Genomic DNA, 15,785 nt, shown 5'->3' on the forward strand with positions numbered 1-15,785 from the left:
AGAGGAGTGGAACGCGTGGGCTGACCATACCGATCCCGACTCCACCAGCTGACCACAATCCCAGTTCGGCGGGAGCCCGGGGACCGCTTTCAACAGGCCCGGTCGCCGGCATCCCTTCGAATGCCGGTGCCTGCGGCAGAGGAGCGCGGCCTTGTGCGGACCGGAATCGTTTCGCGGGACTCGATCAGGCGTATCGGTTGTTGATCAAACGGGACACGGAGCGGAAAGCGTCTTGCTGATTGTGGATAGCGAACTTGACCCGCCGGCCTACCTGACGAGGTTCTTCGAGGCTGTGACGCCCGCACGGCGGCATGAGAGGTCGTCGCTGGGCAGCTCCGGCGTTGGCCGACTGCCGTAAATGTCGGTGGGTCCGACCATAGTGCCGTGCATGTTCAGCGGGATTCGCGATGTCGACTGGGCGTCGATGCGTCATGCCTACGGTTCAGCCGAGGAGGTGCCGGCGCTTCTGGAAGCACTGCGGTCTCCGGATGCCGAGGAACGGGGCCTGGCACTGCGCGACTTCTACGGCAAGGTTCACCACCAAGGGGATGTCTACCCGAGCACGACGGCGAGCCTGCCGTTCCTGTTCGAGCTTGCCCGTGATCTGGCCACACCAGACCGTGACAAGATCGTCGCGCTGCTGGTCAGCATCGGCGAGGAATCGGTCGAGCGATGCGAGATCGAATATGTCGACGCGGACTTCGTAGGCGCTGCGGCGTTCCTGCGGGCACACGCAGAGGCGTTCGTTGACCTTGCAGGGGATGCCACCTGCCGGGTGCGTCAGGCTGCCATTCCCGGCCTTGGCCTGTTCCTCGACGATGCCAGCCGGGCCTTCGGCCTGCTTCAAGACCGGTCGGCGATGGAATTCTGCTTGCGCGAACGCCTTCTGGTGACGCAGACGACGGTCACGTTGGCCCAACGGCTTCCGGTGATCATTTCGGCCGCACGAGCGTGGCTCGCCGGCCTGGCCGCGGACCCGGCCGGTGAACCAGAGTTCCGGCTCGCCGCGTTGATCCACCAGGCCCGGTGCGCTCCGGACGCGATCAGCGACGATCTCGTACCGGCGGTAATCGGGCTGTTGCGCGAGATCGCCGACGCCGTACCGCCGGAGCAGCCGTGGCCAGAGCCGCCGCCCGTCGCGCCGCCGGCCGAGGATGTGCCGCCGTTCGTCGCCGCCGCGTTCGAGGATCTGGACCGCATCAACCGGCGGTACGCACTGACCACGGATCTGTTGCGAACGCTGCACGCACTGCTGAACGCACGGGTTGGGCAGCGCACCGACCTGCTGGTCGAGCAACTGGCCAGTCCTGATCCCGGCGTCCGGCTGGACGCGATCCGGATGGCAGACGATCTCGTCGGAGGCTGGCGTGGTGACCACAGCGCCCTGATCCGGCTGATCGCCGCCCAACTCGGCGCAAGCAACCTCGAAGTCGCTGCCGAAGCGGCAACGCTGCTGGAGAAGCACTATCCAATCGCAGAGCCAGCCCGGGAAACCATGGCCGCCCTACTCACCGGCCATGGGCCGGACGGGTGGGCCACTCCGCGACGGCATTTGCGCCGGCTGCACCAGAAGACGGCCGTGGCCTTGGCCCGGCTCGGGGACGTACGGGCACTCCCCAGCCTGCTGATGGCGCTGTACAGCGACGTCGACGCCTGGCTCGCCGTCCAGGTGGCGGGAGCACTGCCGCAGGCCGCAGATCAGTTGGTGCCCCGCCTGCGTAACCGGCTGAGCAACGCCGACCTGTCCAAGGAGTGGCCGTCCAACCCAGGTGGCATCCTGTCCGCTCTAGCCAAGCTCGGCGACCCCGGCGCACTGCCGACAATCACCGAGACGCTTACCGCCGGCACCGAGCGGCAGAACTGGGACGTGGTGAAAGCCGCTCTGACGGCGCTGCGGGCGTTCGGTCCGGCGGCGGCACCCGCGCTTGCCGCGATCAGGTCGTTGGTCGCCGTCGACGATACGTGGACCAGGTCCGAGGCTGTCAGCACGCTCTGGGCAATCGGCGGGGACCGCGACGAGGTCCTGCCGCTCTGTCTCGCACTGCTCGACACCTTCGCGATTCGGGAGGCGGCCGAGGTGCTCGGCCAGATCGGTCCGCCTGCCGCGGCTGCGCTTCCCCGCCTGCGGGAACTGTTGGCGGACAGCTACGAGTGGAATCGCGTGCACGCCGCCGCAGCGATCTGGGACATCGGTGGCGAGCGGGAAACCCCAGTCGTGCTGAGCACCCTGCTTCAGGCATGGCGGGAGAACCCAGCGACGGGCAACCATGTCGCGGCCTGCCTGAAACGGATGGGCTCGGCCGCTGCACCGGCATTGCCACATATCCGCGCTGAGCTCGCCCGCCCCGGGCGGGGTGGCCGGTTCGGAGGTGCCGCCAACGACCAGGAGATGCTGCGCGATCTCGCCGAGGTACTGCTCATCGATTGATGCCAGCGGCCCAGCAAGATTCAGCCGCAGCAAATCAATGCCCTCTGCTGGATTAGCAACCTATCCCGAAACACTACTGTGCGGAGTTGAGAAGCCGGTTAACGAGTGAGATGAGTAGTTGCCCTCAGGGCTCTGCCGGTGCCCTTTCAGTAACCCACCAGCGCCCCCTGGGCCAGCCGTAGGGCAGGCCCTGCGCCGCATGCTCATCGGCAGAAGTCGATACGCCATACGGCCGATGCTGGCTCGCTGGTAACGGAACGTCACGGTGGCCGCCCGCCCGTTCCTGCGGGTCTCCCTGAATCCGCTGGCCGGCTCGCGGGCGGTTGAAGGCTCTGATGTTGCTCCGCCATCTGAACGACGCTGTGCACGTTCAGCTGTACCTGGCTGTGCACGTTGACCCGTACGCCGACACTCGGACTGCAAATCGGCGAGGGTAACGCCCAGATGGGCCAGCATCTGCCGTGCAGCAGCGACGCGGGCGGGATCAGCCGACACGACGACCACCGATCGCCCGGGCGTGGAGGTCGGCCAGCAGTCGTGTGACGGTACTGGCCGGATGGATCACCAGCAGATCGTGGGCGACCAGGGCGGCGAGCAGCAGTGGCTGCCCAGGGACTATCGCGCACATCTGCCGGGCGCTGGCCGGTAACGGCAGTTCCGCTCGGCTGCCCACCACGTGTTGTCCGGCTGGCGCTGACGCGACCACTAGCATTCCGCTGTGCGGATGGATGTCGAGGCGGTGGCCCGGCGGCCAGCGCAACGCTCCCAACAGGCCGCGTTCGGTCATCCGACCGGATCGGTCCGGACGCGCCATGCCGATCAAGACCTCGTCCGGTGAGGCGGCCGTTGGCGAACGGGATGCGGGCAACTCCGGTATCGGCTCCGGACCGGGTCGTGGTCTGTCGGGTAGCGGGGTCGGTATGAGCACGCCGATGAGTCGCTCGCGGTCGCGGCGGCGGGTTGGTGTCATGACCGGCCCAACCGCGAAGACGTCGCAACGCGCCGACTGCGACGCCAACCCGCCGACGCGCAGAATCATGTGTTATTGCAGGTATGCAGGGCAGATACCAGTACGGAATCGAATCTGGTTCATGTCTGGTGGAACTCCACAAGAACTGGTGTCCGAGGCCCGAGTTGAACCCCAACTACATATTCAGAATCGCCACCGACCTGCAATTATGCTGACCGTCAGCACCCATGTCCGCACTGTCTATTTGGCAACTGATGAGGGTTGCGTTTATAGGGCTTCTTCGTTCAGTGAGTGTTTGAGAAGGGGCTGGTCGGACTCGGTGTGCGGCTGATGATCGTGGATGCCTCGTTGGTCTCGGCATGCCCCGCAAGCGTCGGTACCCCTCCGACCTGACCAACGCCCAATGGCGTCACATCGCTGACCTGCTCCCACCACCCCGCCCCGGCGGCCGGCCGGAGAAACACCCCGCCGGGCGATCGTGGACGCCATCCTCTACGTCGTACGCACCGGCTGCTCCTGGCGGCAACTCCCGACCGACTTCCCACCATGGCAAACCGTCTACTGGTACCTCACCCGTTGGGAACAGGACGAGACCACCCAACGCATCCTCGACCACCTCCGCGAACAGATCCGCCTACAACAGGGCCGCAACCCCCAACCGTCCGCCGGAATCATCGACTCCCAGAGCGTCAAAGCCGCCGACACCGTCAGCGCCGACAGCCGCGGCTACGACGCCGGCAAGAACATCAACGGCCGCAAACGGTTCATCGTCACCGACACCCTCGGCCTCATCCTCGTCGTCACGGTCTGCGCCGCCAGCGTCCAGGACCGCGACGGCGCCAAGACCACCCTGCTCAGCCTCTACCTCACCACACCGGTCCGATTCGTCCTCGCCGACGGCGGCTTCGCCGGCCGCCTCGTCGACTGGGCCACCAGAATCCTGGCAACCACCCTGCACATCGTCCGCAAACCCAAAGGCCAGAAAGGCTTCATCCTGATCCCCCGACGGTGGCCGGTCGAGCGAACGTTCGCCTGGCTCACCGCCCACCGCCGCCTCGCCCGCGACTACGAACGCGACCCCGCCACCTCCGAGGCGATGATCCGCTGGGCCGCAATCAACACCATGACCCGCCGCCTCACCCAAGGCGCGCCCTCCGCCCGCCAACAACGCCGCACCTACAGCCAGCCGCCCGCGTAGACCCTTCTCAAACACTCACTAATTCGGCAACAGCCTCGATGCAGTTATCACTTGTCATCCGGAACAGCGCTCCGATCTCCGGGACCCTTCAAGAGCATAGGCGCACTACTTTCGGCAGATCCGCACATCGAAGGATCGGCTCGGCCTCAGCAAACCCCTTACGCGACGTCACCGGCTTGGATCGTCGCCATGTTCGAGAGGCCAGTCGCCGTGCGTAGATCGAGACTGACGCGGTGTGCACTTGCAACCGTACCTACCTTTGTACTCGACCCGTACCCCGACACCGTTCCAAGCGGCAGCGACTGATGCCTCTGTAGATTCTCGCTGAGGATGTCGTTCTTCACTGTGGCGACCTGGGGCTGGGCGCCGCCTTCGCACATGGGTGTCGCCGAGATTTTTCAAGATCGTGGCGCTTTCTTCGAATTTGTTCGAGTCCCTAAACTGCCTAAGGGTCCGGCAAAGATGACAGACGAGGTGTTGACCGTTGCCCGTTTCTGAATCGGTTCCCTCATGGTTCCTTGCGGAAAATACGCCACTTGGGGTGGGCGCGTATTCCCGCGTATTTCCGGAGTCCGGCGAAGGTCGGCCGACAATGCTCCCACAGCATGTCGATCGCCTTACGCTGGATATCGGCTAATTTCAACGCCGCTTCGATGTCGTCGCTCATACTTGGATGAGCCTCGACGAGATGAGGGAGGTTGGCTCGCAAATGCTTAAGACGCAGCGCCCTGGGCGGGTGAGATCCGACCTGAAGGATGTTCTCGTCGCCGGTTTCGAGGAGTGCAACGGCGCGGTCGATGATCTCAAGCGCATCGAAGAACAAGCTGATACCCATGAACGTTATCTCAAAAGGAAGTCTGAAATACTTACTGCAGGCTGGATAGGCCAGGAGCATGCCGAACAGATCGGCGTCGTATTCTTCTCCCCATGAATAGGCTAGCGCCTCGACGTCGCTGACCGGCAGCATACTCCGAGATCGGGTAGCACCGTCGGGGTGAGACAGGATGACGTGGCCGTATTCGTGTGCGAGGACGAAATACTCGAGCCCTGTCTCCAGCATATATGCGAAGTTTCTGTGCCCCGGCGACAACGGGTAGTCCTGTGGCGTAAACTTTCCCTTGACTACATAGTTCAGCACTCCGGCGCCGAAAAGATCACCGATTTCCTTATTGTCTTTTAACCGTGCGGCGATGTCGTCATTTGCCAGCGTCAACTGGAACATGCCGTCGGGTGTGTCGTAGCCGGGGATGGTCAGTGCCACGGCGGTGCTGAGATATTTTGCAAACATCCATAACTGGTCCTCGAAGACCGCCAGATAGGTATCGTTGTGCCCGGGAACCAGGATGCTGGCTGCATTGAGCTGGCCGGTCTCAAGATGACCGACGTGTATGGTGGGCGGGCTGACTCCACTGACAATTTTGGCCGCGATTTCCGCGAGGTGGACCTGCATTTTGGCGAGGACACCCGACATGTATTCGTCGTAGCTATGGATGCCTCGAACCTCCTGCTCCAATCGTGCTCGAAGCTGCTGATCGCGTTGATCTTCAGGGGTCCAGGTGCTCAGGACGGATTCGATCACATCGTCGTGGTATGACCCGTAGTCGAAGTGGTCCGGTGGAATCCCAAACGCAGCTCTCGTTTGCGCCCTCAGCTGTTCGAGAAATCGTTGCGCTGCTTCGGAGTCGGTCATTTCTCGCCATCCGCGGAGGTATCACTGTAGACCTCGACGGATGGGCCGAATTTGTCGCTGACAGCCTGGGCGATCGCGTCGGCTCGGCCGCCCCTGTCGGACAGTAGAGCCGGCATGGACGAGATGACCTTGTCGAACATCGTCTCGGGCGTACTGACCCGTACCGTGATCTTGCCTTTCGCGGTGATGATGATCACCATTCCGTACAGGACGTCCGGCGTGCGGTAGAACGCCTTCGGTGCATTCCTGCGGAGATCGATAACTTGTCCGCCCCGTCGTTGTTCGAGAACGCGGATGACGGCGCTCACGGCGACAACGGGACCGACGAGCAATAGTGTGACCATGGTCAGCGGCTCGACGCCCCTGCGTGGCACCTCCCGCACACCGACATCGTGAGCGGTCGCTAGTTCCCGCACCGCATCGAGCTCGGCCGAGTCGACAATGACCACTTGTGAATGACCGGACGTCTCCACCGTCGCACCTTCCACGCCGTGATTCTCCTCCGACACGCGACCCCCCAGTGACATCTCCCTCTCAGCCCTCGCGGAGCCGGAACGGGTCCGGTGTACGGCCGAAAGGCATTGTCCTCAACGAGCATACCGACGGCCACCGCCGTGAGTTGACCCCTTGCCAACACGTTTGCGCCCAATGGTGCTCCCTCAGTCCTTAGCGGACTGTGACGTTCCGGGTGGCTGGTGTGAGTCGCATCGTCACGGCGGCATGGATCGGTTGCCAGGTCGGCTGGCGATCCGGGTATTGACCAGGATGTTTCCTCCTGGGGCAGTGGACGCGGTGATCGACTGAAGCCCGAGGCGGGGAGAAGCGTAAGCGGTCGCTACCGGCCCGGCTAACCACCAGCATCGGCCCAGCGATGGCACCCACCGGCCGTAAGCTGCGATCGCGGCGGTCATGGGCGAACTGTGAGCTGAGTCGACGAGCCTCCGTGCTCGGTCGTCGGTACGAAGTCCGCAGCATGACGGCGGTCCTGCTCACCTCCACACTTGGTGGGCCAGAGCCCCGGGGCGATCGTCAGCCGGCCTGTGCGCCGATGACGAGAAGCAGGCCGACCAGGAGGAAGGCGCCTACGGCTATCCAGATCGTACAATTTGCGGTCCGGTCGCCGCCGAAGAAGCTGATCAGGGCCACGGTGGCGAAGGCGACCATCAGGATCAGCAGGAGCATCTCAGGTGAGGGCCACGGCCAGGGCGATTGCGTAGTCTGCTGACTGGCTTCTGAGCTGGTGTTATGTGCGGTGAGTGGCCTGTGTGGAGGCGGTGGAGACGGGTGAGATCACTCGGGTGATCATGAAGTTCTCTACGCCACACAACGCCCCGAGGACCTCACCCGCCGATGGCATCATCTCTCATTCCCGCACTGGCTGTAACGGCACCCACCGGCCATATCGCGACCACGCCTGTCACCGACGGTGAGCGCGGCGGCCTGGTGCTGGCGCTCGCTGCGGTTCCGGACCCTCGGGATCCGCGTGGTGTGCGGTATCCGCTGACCGCGCTGCTTGCGGTGGCCGTGTGCGCGGTCCTCGCCGGAGCGTCGTCGTTCGCGGCGATCACCGACTGGCTGCACGACCTCGACGAACAGATGCAGGCCCGGCTCGGGTTCACCCGTGGGATACCGGCCGGGACGACGGTGTGGCGGTTGCTGACCCGTCTGGACGCGGGCCTGCTCACGGCGGTTCTCGCCGACTGGCTACGCGCCCGTACCCCATCCGGGCCGACACCGCCCCGGCGATACCGCATGGTGATCGCCGTCGACGGTAAAACCCTGCGAGGTTCCCGTATCGATGGCCGCCAGGTCCACCTGCTGTCCGCGCTGGACACCAGTACCGGCATCGTCCTTGCCCAGATCACCATCGATACCAAGAGCAACGAGATTCCCGCCTTCGGCCCACTGCTCGACGCTGTCGAAGCCGTGCTCGGCACCTTGGCCGGGGTGCTGTTCACCGCGGACGCCACTGCATACCCAGACCGGCCACGCCGACGAGATCGCCCGCCGCGGGGCGCACCTGCTCGTGCAGGTCAAGGCCAACCAGCCGACCCTGTTCAAGCAGCTCAAACGGCTGCCATGGGCACAGATCCCCGCCGGGAACCGGACCCGCGACCGCGATCACGGCCGCCGTGAAACTCGCACCGTTAAAGCTGTCACCGTCGCCACGCCCGGCGGCATCGGCTTCCCGCACGCGCAACAAGCCGTCCGGATCACCCGCACCCGCATCGTCGCGGATAAAACCAGCCGTGAAGCGGCCTACCTGACCGTCTCGCTGCCCGCCGGACAGGCCCTCCCGGTCGACCTGCAGACCTGGATCCGCCGGCACTGGCACATCGAAAACCGCCTGCACCACGTCAAGGACGTGACGTTCCGTGAAGACCAGCACCAAGCCCGGACAGGCAACGGACCCGCCGTCATCGCGACCCTGCGTAACACCGCGATCGGCTACCACCGCACCGCCGGCGCCACCAACATCGCCCGAGCAACCCGACAGGCCAACCGCCGCTCACACGACCTCATCACCGCCGTAACCAGCAGCTACCCGACAACGCAATGACCCTGGGGCCACGGCCGCGAGGGCCACGACGCCGACTACCAGGGCGCGGATGGACCAGGTAATCCGGGTGAGCTTTCGGTACGCCACCATGTTCGCCGCCCAGATCTGCCCGGCGATCGCCCGCTCGAACGCGTCCTCGTCAGCCGCCGCCTCCAGCCAGGCATCGACGAAGGCGTCCCGGTCGTCGCCGTATCGCTGAGCGACGTTGTCGTGGTAATGCAGCGACCACGCGGCCGTCACCTGCCGCCGCGGCGCCAGCGTGTAGAGCGCCAGCAATGCGCTGAGCACGACACAGACGCCGGCGACGAGCAGGACGACCTTGGCCCAGGAGCCGTGGGCGGACGGCAGCTGCCCGGCCAGGACCCCGGCGGCGGCCAGGACGGCGGCCGCCTTCATGTCGGCGAAGCGGATCATCTCGTTCGCCTGTTGCAGGGAGGCTCGTCCCGCTTCCCTCATGAGGCGTCCAGCCGTTCCGCCAGATCGGGCCGGTTGTACGAGGAGAAGAGCTGCCCCAACTGCCCGACCAGGTATCGGCGGTCGCCGTCCTCAAGGCGTCCGAGGAAATCACCGATCAACTTGGCGATTACCAGGAACCGCGACTCCCCGGCGTCCCCGAACTTCTCGGCGATCCCCTCGAAGTCGATGTCCAGCATCGCGTTCAGCTGGTCCGGATGGTGGTAGAGCCAGTAGCTGCGGGCGACGTCGGGGCGGGAGTAGACGCTCTCCCGCAGGCACCGGATCCGCTCCAGCTCGGCCCGATGCTTCAGGCGTTCGAGGGCGGTCTGCCGGTCGATCTCCAGGATGGCTTCTGCGGCGGCACGGGCTTGCGGGCTGACCGCCAGCTGGACGCGCACGCCGTTGACGATGCGGGTGTTGATCTCGTTCTCGGCGTTGCCGGCCTGGGTGACGCAGTATCGGGCGGTCACCTGGTCGGCCCACTCCGTGATCTTCCGCCGTGCCGTCCAGAAGGCGGCTTGGGCGTTGCCCTGCCACCAGAACTGGAAGGTCGCGTCGAACGCGACGTGTGGATGGCAGCTGCGCAGCTCGGCGGGGAAAGTGATCGGTTGTGCGGGGTCCTCGGGTCTCGCCCACAAGCCCGACAGACGGCCGCGCCAGTTCTCGCTCATGCGGCGACCAGCGGGTTCGCGCGGTGCAGCCGCTCGTTTAGCCGGTCACGCATGTCGCGGGCGGCCGGGGCCTCCGCGTCGCGAGCCAACGGCTGCCAGTCGTAGAGCAGGTCGGACATGCGGGCGAAGCGGCTGCTGGCGCCCTGGCCGGTCCCGCCGGCGCGGAGCATCAGGTCGGTGATCAGGTCTTCGTACACGGGTTCCTCAGCCGCCGCGTTCAGCCAGCGGAAGAGCGCCTCGCGCAACTCGCCCTGCGGCCCTTCGGCCGTGAAGAGAAGAACGAAGGCGTGTACCAGTCCGGCCTGGAGGTCCGCGTCGCCAGCCAGCTCGGCGAGGAGGAACCCGGCCCGGTCCCGGGTTTCGGAGATCGCAGCCAGAGCACGCAGCCCCGTGTCGTGCCGCTGGTCCTGCCCGGCCGCCCAGTCGACGACCCGGTGCAGCGTCGCCTGCCGGTGCAGCGGTCGCTCCCAGAGCGACCGCACGGCCGCCACGACCCCGTCGGTAACGGCGTCGATCCCTCGCCCGGCCAGATTGTTCAGCCGGGTCAGCACCGCCTGCGGATACGCGTCGGCGAGCGCCCCGCCGCAGACTGCGGCGACCGCGCAGAGCAGCGTCAGGCTTCCCGATTGGACGGCCCACTGGTTGAGCCGACCACGCATCGCCGGTCCGGCCTCGGGGCTCATCGCCACCGCCGTCATCAGGTCGACGACCAGCGGCCGCAGTGTCTGGTAACCCCACCACCGTTCGGTCAAGGTGCGTACCTCGGGCGCGTCGGCCCCGGGGAGCGCTAGGGTCACGGCGAGCATGGCCGAGGCCACCCGGCCGGCGATGCGGGCGTTCGGGGAACCACCGCGGCGCATCGGCAGGTCGGACGCCCAGCTCCAGAGGCGCGTACGGAAGGCCTTGGAATGATCGCCGTGCACGTAACGCAGGATCGCGACGTCGTAGGACGGCAGGGTGAAGAAGATCCGGTGCTGGTCGTCGATCCGGGCGCTGACGTTCTTCGCGAGCTGTCGGATTCCCGGAGCGCCGATGCCGCCGCGTACGTTCGCCGGTTCCGCCAGTTTCTCGGCGAGCTTCTCCATGGCGTGCAGGACGTTGGTGGCCTGTCCTCCTTGCAGGAAGGCCAGGGCGATGAGGAAGAGCCGGGTCCGCGGATCGGTGTTCCTCCCGAACCAGTCGACCAGTTCTTCGTCCCAGTTCTGGTAGGCCTTGACCGCCTTGCGGGCGATCTCGGCCAGCGGCTCCTGCGGATCGTTCGCCGCGGCCCTGATCCGGCGGGACAACCTCGCGATCTGGGCCGGGGTAGCGCTCTCCAGCATCGCCGGTAGCGGTGGCGTCCTGAGGAGCGTGTCCACGTCCAGCTGAGCGCCCTGGTCGTCCAGCAGCCGGCTCAGCAGTTCCTTCGGTAGGGGAGCGGTGACCGTGAGGACGGTGAACCCCGGGACATCCTCTGGCCTTTCAAGGATCTTCTGGTCAAGCAGGACGACGAGGTACGAGTCCCGCTTCTCCACGGCCTCTCGGTAGGCGATGAGCAGCTCGCGCAACCGCCCATTGCGGCTGTCGGGCGGCACCGTGAGCAGGTAGGCGCAGCGGCCGTACGACGACCACGGCACCTCGTCAACGGGCAGGAGCCGCTGCTCGTCGTCGTCGATCGGGATCTCTCGCCGGGGCGTGGGAACACCGCCGAGCAGCCCCACCGCGGCGGTCCGCCGTCCAGTGCCGGGGTCAGCCACCAGCAGGACGTGACGCCGTTCCCGCAGGATCCCGGCCGCCGCTTCCCTGGACAACCCGCCCGGGCCGTAGACGCGCTCCACGAAGGTTGCGATCGTCTCCTGCACGAAGGCGTCGGAGAGCTCCCGGGCGGCCTGGTAGCGCCCGAGCCAGTTGTGGACGTTCTGCACCATGTCGCGGCCGACGTGTGAGGCGACCTGGCCGCTGTTCTCGTCGACGTAGGGGCCATCGTCGATGTCATCGGCGTAGGACTCGTCGATGTCCGGGTCCAAGGGCTCGATCGGGTCGGTCGTCATCGGTCACCACCCCGGTGCTGCGTCATGCTCTCCACCGTGGTGGCGACCTGGCCGTCGTTCCGCTTCACCTGCGGCCCGGAGATCCGAGGCCGTACGGGCTTCCCCGCTATCGGCGGAGGCGGGGGCCCGGCCGGCATCACGGCGAGCAAGTTCCCGGAGACCTCCGGGAGGTGGAGCTACGCCTGCCGGCTGAACGCCTTGCCGTCGACCGTCGCCGTGACCGGGAGGCAGCGGTCGGGCTGCATTCCGGCGTACCCGGCGGCGATGACGTCCTCGAAGACACGGTCGGAGAAGATGCAGGCCACGAATGTCACGCGCGGGCTGGCCGCGGCGAGCACTGCCTTCACCGGCGCGGAATCGAGCAGGCGGTGCGTGTCGTTGCGCGGGTCGCCATTGCCGGTCCAGTGGGGATTCTCTGGGTCGGCTGGCAGCGGCCCGACGTGCAGGCTGACCCGCAACTGAAGGTGCGCCCGAGTCTGGCGGTTGTGCTCGGCGAGGCGTTCCTGGAGCAAGCGCGGGAACGGGTCCACCAGGTATGGCAGGACGCGCGTCGGGAGCCCGACGGCGAAGCCGTCGCCGGTCGGGCCGAGGAACGCCGGGCGTTCCCATTCGGCCCGCAGCCCGGCGCCGTTTAGGGCATCGCCCACGAGGTCGAGCAGCTTTTTGCTGATCGCCTCCTGGGTGCTGCCCGGTTCGGCGGTGAAACCCTTGGCGTCCACCGCCAGGATCGCCCGGTACGGCGGCAGATCGATCGATCGTGCGAACGGGATGTGTTCCACAGGAGTCCTTTCTCGAGGACGGGACCCCCTCAGCGTCAGCCGGGACCGCGCGGTTCTCTGCCCAGTTCTGGGCGGAAACCGTGTGACCGGCCGCTCAGCGCCGCCGGGTCCACGATGGTGATCTCGCGCCGTCCGGTGGCGACGATGCCGGCCTCGCGCAGGGCGGTCAGCTCGGCGACGACCGCGTTGCGCGAGGCGCCGACCAGTTCGGCGAGTTCCGCCTGGGACAGCCGGATCGCGGCCCGCCCATCGGCACGCCGGCTCTCCCGGTCGAGCTGGATCAGCGCCCGGGCCAGCCGCTCCCGCACGGGCAGTACGGCCAGTGCCGTGCGCTGGGCATCCGAGGTGCGCAGTCGGCTCACCGTGTAGGTCGCGAAGCCTGCGGCGAACGTGGGCCGGGTCAGGAAACGCCGGAACTGCGGGCCGGTCAGCAGCCGGGTGACCGTGGTGGTGACGGCGGTGACCGTGGCCGAGCGGGGTTGCAGGTCGACAGCGGCAAGGTCGCCGACGACGTCGCCGGCGGCCCGCAGCGTCAGGATCGCGCGGCTGCCGTCGCTCTCCGACCGTACGACCTTAACGCAGCCGGCCAGGACCACGTGCACGTGCTGGGTGGTGTCGCCCTGGCGCAGGAGCACGTCGCGGGGTTCGAAGCGTACGGGGATTCCGGTGCGCTGCACCCGGTGCCACTCGTCCTGCGGGAGATGAGCGACGAGTCCGGACTCACCGTTATCGTGCATGCACAAAATGTATCGCCGACAGTCGAAACGGGCGGCGGAGGCGGACCGGCAGCGTTGCCGGGCATGGGCGGTTCCGCATCGTCACCATTGGCGACGTCGCGAGCCTCGGACTGAAGAGCCGCAGCTCAGGCATGCTAATCAGAGGCGCTTCCGGGCGGCGGGCACGTTGAGCACCACCGTCGCGGTGGCTTCGGTGACCGCGTCGACGTACGGGTCGGACAGCTCACCGGACTCGACGGCGGCCTTCAGCCGGGCCACGGCGGCCGTGCGCCGCTTGTACAGGTTCCAGCGGGCCTGGCCGGTACGTTCGGCGTACGCGGTGAGGTGACCTTTTCCAGGTAGGTCGCGCCGATCAGCTCCGCCCCGCACCGGTACGCCACGCCGGGTCGCCGGTACGGGCACGCTGCACCAGCAGCCGCCACGCCGTGTCCCGTGCGGTGTAGCCGCAGGACGGGTGCATGAGGATCGCCGACAGCTCGGGCAGGGCGATACGCCGCCGGGGTAGGCCCTGACCGAGGCTGCGGCCGTCCACTGACAGAGGGCTCGGTCCCTGCCCCATCAGCCGGAATCGGTACTCGATGTCGTTGAGCAGCGTCTCGCCGCGCCGGGAGACGGCCGGCTCGGTAGCGGGGTTACGACGGTCCATGGTGGTGCTCCCTCGTGATGACCGTGTGCCGTCCGGCGGGAGTGCCGGTCGGCGCTGTGCCACCACGCCACCAGGCGCCTTGAACAGATCATGAACACTCGCGATCTTGTTCAAGCGGTCTCGACCCGTGTTCACCCCGACCTCGCCGATGCCCGTCAATGCGCCCCGGCCTCAGTCGCCGACACCCCGAGCCGAGGTGTGCAATCCGTGGTCAGGCTGTTCAAGGCGCTGAGGGCCTGCCGCGCCCACTCCGAGGCCGCGCCCTTGAACACGCGCTGCCCACGACGCACTCCACGGCCTCAAGCAGGACGCCGAGAGCTGCTCTCGGCGGACACGCTCACACCCGTCGCGATCTTGTTCAAGATTCCTCGACCGTCAGCCGGCTCGTGGTCAAGCACATGACGATCTTGTTCAACAGGTCAACGATCGGGTCGGCGAGGCATCCGCCGCTCGCATAAGGCCGACGTCCAGTTGAAGGCGCACAGGTCGACGCGCAGAGGCGGGGTTCGCCCGCCTGCCCAGCCCGTCGCGATGACATCGCCCTGACGGTGTAGTAGCGGCTGGTGCCGCGCCGGAGGTACCTCGCGTCACCCTAAATGCACGGCAACCCCCTCTGAGCGGGGGAGGTCAGGCCGACGATCGTGCGAGTGGCCGAGTCCTGCGGAGGGCCGCATCGTTGTCTATCCATATCGACGGCTGCGGCTGTTAGTGAAGCCTCGACATGGGGAGGGTTCTGATGCGGTATGCGCCGGAGTTGGACGGTCCTGACCTGCTCGGCTGGTGGCTCCGGCAGCCGGACCGGCGAGGCCGCCTGCGGGCGCGGCGCCCGACACCACCAGATCCCGTGGGCATACGGTTCGCCTTCTATGGGCGGATGTCGACCCGGGAGTTCCAGGATCGGCTGTCGTCGGCGCGGTGGCAGCGCGACTTTGCCGAGGAGGTGATCGACGGGCGGGGCGTGATCGTGGCCGAGTTCTTCGACGTCGGTTTTTCCCGGCAGGTGCCCTGGCCACGTCGCCCGCAAGCCGCGCGGTTGCTGGAAGCCCTGGCCGATCCCGGCCGAGGGTTCGATGCGGTGGTCGTGGGCGAGTTCGAGCGGGCCTTCTACACACCTGGCAGCCCGGAAGCGAACCAACTCGTCGAGCGGCACCGCGAAGTCTTTTCCTCGTACTTTCCCCTCACCGGGCAGATGCAGGTCTGTCTCGGCCGCATGTTCGAGGCGGATCCGGCATTCGCCGCCCACTACGACGGCATCCGCGCCGGCCTTGCCAGTTGGTTCCGTCGTATCATCGACGCCAACGCGCGCGCCCACCGCATCGACCCCCACACCGCCACCTGGCAGTAGAACGCGGGTCCTGTTCTTGTGGGAACACGGTTACTGCGCGAAGTGCGATACCGGGGTGGTATCAAACGCAAAACGCGCATGCTGTGCCGACGGTCTGCCCGGCCGATTACGAAGCCCAGGTTGACTGAAATAGTAGTACAACTACTGTTGCCTCGCATGATCGAGATTTCCCGGCTGGAGTCGCGCGCAAACGTCGTGACGCCCGAAGTTCCGCAACCTCGACGCCTGACGATGGAGATCACCAGCGGCTGGGGGCGAGCATATGATCCGACACC

Annotated in this window: 16 protein-coding genes; 5 read left to right on the forward strand and 11 right to left on the reverse strand. The window is 66.6% G+C overall.

What is annotated here, in order from left to right; translation table 11 throughout:
- Window positions 1–388: 388 nt before the first annotated feature.
- Window positions 389–2,428, forward strand: a complete 2,040-nt coding sequence (locus Pma05_RS40785) for a hypothetical protein (protein ID WP_203862904.1) — start codon at window positions 389–391, stop codon at window positions 2,426–2,428.
- A 484-nt stretch (window positions 2,429–2,912) separates the two neighbouring features.
- On the opposite strand, the gene Pma05_RS40790 is transcribed toward Pma05_RS40785, so the two are convergent.
- Complete coding sequence (locus Pma05_RS40790) at window positions 2,913–3,104, reverse strand: hypothetical protein (RefSeq protein WP_203862905.1); 192 nt, start codon at window positions 3,102–3,104, stop codon at window positions 2,913–2,915.
- Between the two features lie 653 nt (window positions 3,105–3,757).
- Here Pma05_RS40790 and Pma05_RS40795 point away from each other — a divergent pair.
- Window positions 3,758–4,596 (forward strand): IS5 family transposase gene (locus tag Pma05_RS40795; protein ID WP_203862906.1). Its coding sequence is split into 2 segments (ribosomal slippage): window positions 3,758–3,857 and window positions 3,857–4,596, totalling 840 coding nucleotides; the frame shifts between segments, so codons are not numbered across the junction.
- A gap of 508 nt (window positions 4,597–5,104) precedes the next feature.
- Here the strand turns inward: Pma05_RS40795 and Pma05_RS40800 are convergent.
- The 3 genes from Pma05_RS40800 to Pma05_RS40810 all read right to left on the reverse strand — a co-directional run bounded on the left by Pma05_RS40800 (window position 5,105) and on the right by Pma05_RS40810 (window position 7,468).
- Entirely contained in the window at window positions 5,105–6,286 is a 1,182-nt protein-coding gene (locus Pma05_RS40800) for a M48 family metalloprotease (RefSeq protein WP_203862907.1), read from the reverse strand.
- A complete protein-coding gene (locus tag Pma05_RS40805; protein ID WP_203862908.1) occupies window positions 6,283–6,759 on the reverse strand; it encodes a hypothetical protein in 477 nt (158 codons plus the stop codon). Before Pma05_RS40805 ends, Pma05_RS40800 begins: the two co-directional genes overlap by 4 nt.
- 556 nt (window positions 6,760–7,315) lie before the next feature.
- Window positions 7,316–7,468 (reverse strand): hypothetical protein, encoded by a 153-nt coding sequence (locus tag Pma05_RS40810; RefSeq protein ID WP_203862909.1) that lies wholly within the window; start codon window positions 7,466–7,468, stop codon window positions 7,316–7,318.
- A gap of 168 nt (window positions 7,469–7,636) precedes the next feature.
- Here Pma05_RS40810 and Pma05_RS43685 point away from each other — a divergent pair, with 168 nt between their 5' ends.
- Window positions 7,637–8,422 carry an ISAs1 family transposase gene (locus tag Pma05_RS43685; RefSeq protein WP_275414826.1) on the forward strand — a complete coding sequence of 262 codons (786 nt, stop codon included), beginning with the start codon at window positions 7,637–7,639 and terminating at the stop codon, window positions 8,420–8,422.
- Window positions 8,313–8,846 carry an ISAs1 family transposase gene (locus Pma05_RS43690; protein ID WP_275414827.1) on the forward strand — a complete coding sequence of 178 codons (534 nt, stop codon included), beginning with the start codon at window positions 8,313–8,315 and terminating at the stop codon, window positions 8,844–8,846. The genes Pma05_RS43685 and Pma05_RS43690 overlap by 110 nt, the downstream gene beginning before the upstream one ends.
- Here Pma05_RS43690 and Pma05_RS40820 read toward each other — a convergent pair.
- The 7 genes from Pma05_RS40820 to Pma05_RS43245 form a co-directional block, all read right to left on the reverse strand.
- Window positions 8,796–9,302, reverse strand: coding sequence for a Pycsar system effector family protein (locus Pma05_RS40820; protein WP_486357913.1), 507 nt, complete (start codon window positions 9,300–9,302; stop codon window positions 8,796–8,798). The genes Pma05_RS43690 and Pma05_RS40820 overlap by 51 nt on opposite strands.
- Complete coding sequence (locus Pma05_RS40825; protein ID WP_203862911.1) at window positions 9,299–9,940, reverse strand: hypothetical protein; 642 nt, start codon at window positions 9,938–9,940, stop codon at window positions 9,299–9,301. The genes Pma05_RS40820 and Pma05_RS40825 overlap by 4 nt, the downstream gene beginning before the upstream one ends.
- 29 nt (window positions 9,941–9,969) lie before the next feature.
- Window positions 9,970–12,003, reverse strand: coding sequence for a hypothetical protein (locus Pma05_RS40830; protein WP_203862912.1), 2,034 nt, complete (start codon window positions 12,001–12,003; stop codon window positions 9,970–9,972).
- A 176-nt stretch (window positions 12,004–12,179) separates the two neighbouring features.
- Window positions 12,180–12,782 (reverse strand): hypothetical protein, encoded by a 603-nt coding sequence (locus Pma05_RS40835; RefSeq protein WP_203862913.1) that lies wholly within the window; start codon window positions 12,780–12,782, stop codon window positions 12,180–12,182.
- Window positions 12,783–12,817: 35 nt separating this feature from the next.
- The gene (locus Pma05_RS40840; protein WP_203862914.1) at window positions 12,818–13,519 is read right to left on the reverse strand and encodes a Crp/Fnr family transcriptional regulator; all 702 of its coding nucleotides are present in this window, start codon (window positions 13,517–13,519) and stop codon (window positions 12,818–12,820) included.
- 138 nt (window positions 13,520–13,657) lie between these two features.
- Entirely contained in the window at window positions 13,658–13,888 is a 231-nt protein-coding gene (locus Pma05_RS43240; protein ID WP_239314161.1) for a hypothetical protein, read from the reverse strand.
- On the reverse strand, window positions 13,872–14,165 hold the full coding sequence (locus tag Pma05_RS43245) for a hypothetical protein (protein WP_239314162.1): 294 nt from the start codon (window positions 14,163–14,165) through the stop codon (window positions 13,872–13,874). The genes Pma05_RS43240 and Pma05_RS43245 overlap by 17 nt, the downstream gene beginning before the upstream one ends.
- A gap of 736 nt (window positions 14,166–14,901) precedes the next feature.
- On the opposite strand from Pma05_RS43245, the gene Pma05_RS40850 reads away from it, so the two are divergent.
- Window positions 14,902–15,510 carry a TipAS antibiotic-recognition domain-containing protein gene (locus Pma05_RS40850; RefSeq protein WP_203862915.1) on the forward strand — a complete coding sequence of 203 codons (609 nt, stop codon included), beginning with the start codon at window positions 14,902–14,904 and terminating at the stop codon, window positions 15,508–15,510.
- Window positions 15,511–15,785 lie beyond the last annotated feature (275 nt).

Source organism: Plantactinospora mayteni, from assembly GCF_016862935.1.
Classification (GTDB): Bacteria; Actinomycetota; Actinomycetes; order Mycobacteriales; family Micromonosporaceae; genus Plantactinospora; species Plantactinospora mayteni.

What these genes read in the sequence shown, in the direction of transcription:
- Pma05_RS40785 (WP_203862904.1), top strand. Translation starts at nt 389, where the DNA reads ATGTTCAGCGGGATTCGCGATGTCGACTGGGCGTCGATGCGTCATGCC.
- Pma05_RS40800 (WP_203862907.1), bottom strand. Translation starts at nt 6,286, where the DNA reads ATGACCGACTCCGAAGCAGCGCAACGATTTCTCGAACAGCTGAGGGCG.
- Pma05_RS40810 (WP_203862909.1), bottom strand. Translation starts at nt 7,468, where the DNA reads ATGCTCCTGCTGATCCTGATGGTCGCCTTCGCCACCGTGGCCCTGATC.
- Pma05_RS43685 (WP_275414826.1), top strand. Translation starts at nt 7,637, where the DNA reads ATGGCATCATCTCTCATTCCCGCACTGGCTGTAACGGCACCCACCGGC.
- Pma05_RS40820 (WP_486357913.1), bottom strand. Translation starts at nt 9,302, where the DNA reads ATGAGGGAAGCGGGACGAGCCTCCCTGCAACAGGCGAACGAGATGATC.
- Pma05_RS40830 (WP_203862912.1), bottom strand. Translation starts at nt 12,003, where the DNA reads ATGACGACCGACCCGATCGAGCCCTTGGACCCGGACATCGACGAGTCC.
- Pma05_RS40840 (WP_203862914.1), bottom strand. Translation starts at nt 13,519, where the DNA reads ATGCACGATAACGGTGAGTCCGGACTCGTCGCTCATCTCCCGCAGGAC.
- Pma05_RS43245 (WP_239314162.1), bottom strand. Translation starts at nt 14,165, where the DNA reads ATGGACCGTCGTAACCCCGCTACCGAGCCGGCCGTCTCCCGGCGCGGC.
- Pma05_RS40850 (WP_203862915.1), top strand. Translation starts at nt 14,902, where the DNA reads ATGCGGTATGCGCCGGAGTTGGACGGTCCTGACCTGCTCGGCTGGTGG.